Origin of the sequence: Nostoc sp. T09 (assembly GCF_002154695.1) — a bacterium.
Lineage (GTDB): Bacteria > Cyanobacteriota > Cyanobacteriia > Cyanobacteriales > Nostocaceae > Aulosira.
Genome location: NZ_MTAV01000163.1, coordinates 19,212 through 24,782 on the forward strand (window position 1 = coordinate 19,212; position 5,571 = coordinate 24,782).

Consider the following 5,571-nt stretch of genomic DNA (forward strand, 5'->3'; position numbering starts at 1 on the left):
AATAAACAAGGTGTCTCAGCAATGTCCACTATTGTATCTCGCCTCGACATAACCCAGATTTTTTGTGAGGTAGACGATTTCTGTTCATCATGGGAAAAGCAGTGGCAGCAAGTACCACAGTTACCATCAATGACTGGAGAGCGTCGCAGCACTTCCCGGATGCATTTATCAGAGATGATGACAATAGCGATCACCACATCGCATCACACAAACTATGCCGGTTTGTCCTCGGAAAATTTTTGCAACAGAACCCATAATGGAGCGCTCAAGTACGCTATCCTGTCGATCACAACATCGAACTAGTCTTGAAGGCGCAGCAGGAGCAGGACCAGCCACTTCTCATCTACCAATCTTTGACAATCGAACCTTCCGCACCGTTGACCCAAAAGCAAATCCTTATCTTAAGGAGAAAAGATGTCAAACCACTTTACTGGACTCAATCTCGGCCCACCTCTCGATGACCAAAGACTCGATCTGTGCGACCTCTACGCGTTCCAGTCGCCCACGGACCCGTCAAGGACCGTGCTCATCCTAAATGCAAATCCGACTGCCGACGCGCTCCATCCTGACGGCATATACCGCCTCAACATTGATAACGACGGAGACTGCCTGACTGACATCGCGATCAGTTATGTGTTCTCGCCACCGCAAAACAGTATGCAGACCGTCAACGTCTTTGTGGCAAAAGGCACGGAATCCCGTTCGGTCGAAGCTGTTGGGACGAAGATCATCGCCGATGCCGAGGTCTCCTTCGGCACCAAACCCAACATCGTCAAGTCCGGGGACTACACGTTCTTCGCCGGTACTCGCAGCGACGCTTTCTTTTTCGACTTCGACGGAATTAAGAATCTGTTCGATACCTCGGGCGGCAGAAATTTCACCGCACCCCACCTGGGCGGCAAGTCTCCGTGGACCGGCGTGGATTCAAATACGGAAGCCAATGTGTTCTCGACAGTGATAGAGCTGCCGACAAGCGAGCTCGGCGCGAACCCGGAGATCCGCATTTGGGGGCGGTGTAGCGTGCGCAAGGACGGCAAGCTGCTTCATGTCGATCGCGCTGGTCACCCGAGCGTCAGCAGCTTCTTCAATACCGACGACACCAAATTGGAATATAACGCCAGCGAGCCGATCAACGATCGCAAGCGCTGGACGGATCAGTTTGTTCACTTGATGGGGCATACGGGCAATTACACCCGCGAAGAAGCAATCGCTGCGATCGACGCTGACCGCATTCTGCCCGACATGCTGTGCTTCGATCCTTTGAAGCCCGCTAAGTATCCAAACGGTCGCGTTTTTACTGACGACGTCATCGATCATCGCCTCGCCTTCCTCTCCAAGGGCGATATTCCCCCCTCCGGCCTCAAGCCACACACTGACACTCTCAAGGAGTTCCCGTACATGGGCACGCCGCATCAGAAGAAAAGCTAACGGCGCGCACTGGCTCCGATCTGTAAAGGAAGCGTAATTGTAGTGACCTGCAATGCTAATCGTTCAAACCTGCAATCATGACATTTACAAACCAGGATTAAATGCAACTATAATTCTGCTTCAGCCAGGATTATAGTTGCATTTAATCCTGGCTGAAAACAACGATGATTGCAGGTTGGGGGATTTATAATTGCAGGTCACAACAAGTAGAGGCGATCACCCAAAACCTTTTTTCTTCATACCATGAGACGCAGCGGTAATTTTATTCTGTTGTCATCTTCTCCGTCTGCACATTTAAGTCTGTTGAACCACAGTGTTGAACCTTGAACCGTTCATCGTACAGTAGTGGTGATAATTCCTCCAATCCCTCACAGTACATAATTTATTACTAATCCACCGTTAAATAAGTAGTCGGCATTCGTGAAGCAATAAAGCAATGCGAGATGCAGTGATTAAATTTATTTTTTTGGGATAGTTAAACCTATGAATGTGAAACTTCGCCAAATCACATTTGACGATAAATTTAGTGGAATTGTTGGTGTAGTAATTGGACTGGTGGGTATTGGGCTAGGTTTTTACGGAAACAACCGAATTAAACACGAGCGTGCCACCCTCACAGAAACACAAGGTAGAGTTGTGGATATCGTCCATCGTCGGGAGCGCGATAGTAAGGATAAGCACAAAGACACCTATGCACCAATTATTGAGTTTCTCGCTAAGGGTGATCCCGTTCGCTTTACAGGTTGGTATGATTCCAACAGAGCTAGTAAGGGCAAAATAGTAGCTGTCCGTTACGACCCCAAGCACCCAGCAACTACCGCACGTGTGGTGCAAGATTCTGAATCATTGGTACCTTGGGTAATGTATGGTATGGGTGGGTTAAGTTTAGTTTCTGGACTGCGCGAGTTGTCGCCTCTAAGCGTGTCTTTAGGTGAGGGTAAGTAACCCGTCAATAGACTTGTCCGAAAACTGCAAAGCCAGACTGTTCAAAGCTTTAAGACAAAACTTTGATATTTGCGTCAAGACGTAATTACAAGGGTTTAAGATAGTTACTGATAGTATAGAGGCATAAAAATCAACTCCTATTTTTATAGTTATTCCTAGTTACTAATTTGGTAAAACTAAACTACTTATCCTTAATCTAACTAACCCACATACTGTTAAAATAATTTGTTCATAAGTATCGAGCTTTAATCGAAATCTTTGGGAAGCAATCCGAAATATTTTAAGTAATCGAATTAAATGTTCAATGAATATTCGATTACTAGATAAAGCCTTGTTTTCATCTTTTTGCTGTTGAGTTAGTTCTTGTTTCGGTTTTCTTTTATGAGGTGTAATAATGTTTTCGCCACCTTGAAATCCTTTATTACCTGAAAAAGGTTGAGATTTATCAAAATTTTGCTGAGATTGACGAAACAATTTTATATCTGCTGTTGGCCCAGGAACACCTACTTCCACCTCCACAATATCTTTTCCTTCAGGCATCCCAATCATTTGGCTTTTCAAAGTATGTTGTCTTTTCTTACCGGAAAAATATTTTTGTTGCTCTTTGGAGTCAGAATGCCTATAAATTGACTGTTCCAGACTATCGACTAATAGCCTAAAATTAGTTAGTACTTCTTGAACAAATAGTAAATCACTTTCATTCTTTGAGACTTGTTCTAATAAACTGGAGGGTAAGATATCTCGCAAGATTGGTATCCAGTCATGAAATGTATCATTAGCTTCCGTTTTGGAAACGCCAAACAGCATTCCTAATACTTGAAATGTTGGCATCTGTCTTAGATAAAACAAGCATAAACAGACTTGCTCACTTATTGACAACTTTGTAGGGCGACCTCCTCCAGACGCATTGATTCTAATTTTTTGACTCTCCTGTTTCACTTTGATTTCTTGATGTCGCTTTTGGGCGCATTTTAACAGTGATTGGAGTTGTTCGTAACTAATTCCTAAAATTTGTTTTGTCCGGGGTGGATATTTCTCGATATAATCAAAAACCATAACTAATTCTGAAAAATGGTAGACGCTCAATTTAACGTTTTACCATTTTTCTTTTCCTAAGTTAATATTTCGGACAAGTCTTTTACTTAATATCCCAATTACTAATTAACAATTATCCATCTCAACAGGTTGAGCGTAGCTGAAGAACGAGATTCGCAGCTACTACCAAAGGTGGATTAATAGGTAGGTGTGAAATGAATAGGATTAATTTTACACACTCCTGCCTAAAAGCGAGGAAAACTTGCAATGAAGGGATTAAAGGGAAAAAATGCGCTGATTACTGGAGCTAGTTCGGGGATTGGGCAAGCGATCGCCATTCGACTGGCTGAAGAAGGTTGCAATATTGCCATCAACTACCGCAAAAGTCCAGAAGGTGCGGAGGAAACAGAAGAACTGGCAATGCAAACAGCTTGTGGACAAGTCGAAAAATGTGGTGTGAAATCCCTACTCGTTAAAGGTGACGTTTCTCAAGAAGCAGACATCATAGATATGGTGAATACAGTTGTCGAGAAATTTGGCAGCTTAGATATTCTCATCAACAATGCCGGAATTCAGAAAGAATGTCCATCCCATGAAATTGCTACTCAAGATTTTGATAACATTTTGTCTGTAAATCTGCGCGGTGCTTTTCTCTGTGCGCGGGAGACAATTAAACATTTTCTTTCTGAAAAACGATCTGGGATTATTATCAATATCTCTAGCGTTCACGAAATTATTCCTCGACCTTTGTACGTTAGCTATTCGATTAGCAAAGGGGGAATGGAAAATCTGACTAAAACATTGGCCCTAGAGTATGCCGAGCAAGGAATTCGCGTCAATGCGATCGCGCCGGGAGCAACGATTACGCCGATCAATAAAGCTTGGACAGACGACCCAGAAAAAAAGGTGATCGTGGAAAGTCATATCCCAATGGGTCGCGCCGGAACAGCAGAAGAAATGGCAGCAGCAGTCGCTTTTCTCGCCTCTGACGAAGCCGCTTACATCACAGGACAAACCCTATTTATTGATGGCGGACTGACGCTGTATGCCGACTTTCGAGAACCCTGGTCAGCCTAAGTTTTGAGGATGCTTAGTAATTCTAGAAAATTAATGAACCCTACACAGTACTCACCAAAAAATATTCTCGAAGTTAGAGCACGTCTAGGAGAGGGGCCTTGTTGGCACCAAGATGAGCAACTGTTGTACTGGGTTGATATCTATAATCATCGAGTCCACCAGTTTAATCCGGCTACTGCTGCCCATCAATTTTTTGATGTGGGTGAAGTCGTAGGCTGTATTGCACCAGCAGGAATTAATCGACTGATTATGGCTCAACGCCATCGACTAGCTTTTTTGGACACCAGTAACGGTAAAGTCACGCCAATTTTAACCATAGAGGACAACCAGCCAGACACCCGCTGCAACGATGGTAAGTGTGACGCAGCAGGACGTTTTTGGTTTGGCTCAATGAGCACTAGCGGACCAAAAGGTTGTCTGTACCGTTACGATCCCAATGGTTCTTTACACGTACTAGAAACTGGACTAACAATATCCAATGGGCTGGGGTGGAGTCCAGACAATAACACCTTTTATCTCACTGATACGCCGCTCAAAACTATCTATGCCTTTGATTTCGATTTTGAAAGTGGCAGTATCAGTAACCGAAAAATATTCATTGATTTAACCACTGAATCCTTCTATCCCGATGGTTTGGCAGTGGATCGAGAAGGTTGTATCTGGTCAGCTATGTGGGACGGCTGGTGTATTATTCGATTTGACCCCTCTGGCAAAGAGATGATGCGAGTGATGATGCCAGTTCAGCGTCCAAGTTCCTGCACTTTTGGTAATGCAGATTTGATGACGCTTTACATTACTACAGCATCAGTCGGGTTAAGTGAGGCAGAAATTCAAAATAGCTTCTATTCTGGCGACTTATTTAGCTTACCAACCACCATCTCAGGCTTACCCACTCATCATTTTAAGGGATGATATCATGTCCGGTTGAACACTTGTCATTGCGTAGGCGAAGCCTTCCCGAAGGGTACGGAGTGAAGCAATCTCCAAACCCTCGCGATTGCTACTTGAAGGGAAGCCCTTCGGGTTCGCCAGTTCCTTTATGCCGACGGCACTTCCTACAAGTCGGGGAACCCGCCCAACGGAGTG

General features: G+C 44.4%; 5 protein-coding genes and 1 pseudogene. 5 read left to right on the forward strand and 1 reads right to left on the reverse strand.

Features of this window, described 5'->3' with window-relative positions; all coding sequences use genetic code 11:
• The 3 genes and pseudogenes from BV372_RS36735 to BV372_RS28160 all read left to right on the forward strand — a co-directional run.
• Positions 1-303, forward strand: a pseudogene (locus tag BV372_RS36735) (hypothetical protein); the annotation flags it as partial.
• 111 nt (positions 304-414) lie between these two features.
• Positions 415-1,428 (forward strand): DUF4331 family protein, encoded by a 1,014-nt coding sequence (locus BV372_RS28155; protein ID WP_086689779.1) that lies wholly within the window; start codon positions 415-417, stop codon positions 1,426-1,428.
• Positions 1,429-1,911: 483 nt separating this feature from the next.
• Positions 1,912-2,373 (forward strand): DUF3592 domain-containing protein, encoded by a 462-nt coding sequence (locus BV372_RS28160; protein WP_086689780.1) that lies wholly within the window; start codon positions 1,912-1,914, stop codon positions 2,371-2,373.
• 162 nt (positions 2,374-2,535) lie between these two features.
• Here BV372_RS28160 and BV372_RS28165 read toward each other — a convergent pair whose 3' ends face one another.
• Positions 2,536-3,429, reverse strand: coding sequence for a transposase family protein (locus BV372_RS28165; RefSeq protein ID WP_086689781.1), 894 nt, complete (start codon positions 3,427-3,429; stop codon positions 2,536-2,538).
• Between the two features lie 246 nt (positions 3,430-3,675).
• On the opposite strand from BV372_RS28165, the gene BV372_RS28170 reads away from it, so the two are divergent.
• Positions 3,676-4,485, forward strand: coding sequence for an SDR family oxidoreductase (locus tag BV372_RS28170; protein WP_086689782.1), 810 nt, complete (start codon positions 3,676-3,678; stop codon positions 4,483-4,485).
• 33 nt (positions 4,486-4,518) lie between these two features.
• Positions 4,519-5,397, forward strand: coding sequence for an SMP-30/gluconolactonase/LRE family protein (locus BV372_RS28175; RefSeq protein WP_086689783.1), 879 nt, complete (start codon positions 4,519-4,521; stop codon positions 5,395-5,397).
• Positions 5,398-5,571 lie beyond the last annotated feature (174 nt).